Annotated in this window: 1 pseudogene; it reads right to left on the reverse strand. The window is 42.8% G+C overall.

Annotated elements, in window-relative coordinates:
* Positions 1–509 (reverse strand): annotated as a pseudogene (locus ACKA06_RS21640) (IS110 family transposase); the annotation flags it as partial.

Below are 509 nucleotides of genomic sequence, written 5' to 3' on the forward strand. Positions count from 1 at the left end.
GTGGATCTCTATAGTTAGAGAGGTCACCAATTTCGGCAAAGAAGCCAACGACTGTCATAGGCCCGACACCTTTTATATCCATCATACTAATGGCGCCAGGAACCGATCGAACAAGCTCTTCGAGTTCTCCTTTAAGGGCTTCTAGACGAGCGTTCAATACTTCATACTGATCGACAAGATAGCGTAGCTCTTCACGGGCCATCCGAAGACCAACGGTCAGTCCAATACTGGAGGCTGCTGCCTTTTTCAATTGGCGCATACGCTCTATCCCGATATTTTTCGTTACTGACGTTTTTACTTCTTTCAGAAGGTCATCCTCTGTTTTCTGCTGAATATCTTTGGGAAGATATCCACACTTCAATAAATATAAAGCTGTTTTCCCATCCCACTTTTTAAAGACGGTTAAGAATTCAGGAAAATAGCGATCCAGCACATTATGAATTTGAGCCTTGATGGATGACAAATCTTCTTGGATGATGTCAAAGAGTTTGACTCCTTCACGTAAATCG

Source organism: Rossellomorea oryzaecorticis (genome assembly GCF_045897515.1).
Lineage (GTDB): Bacteria > Bacillota > Bacilli > Bacillales > Bacillaceae_B > Rossellomorea > Rossellomorea enclensis.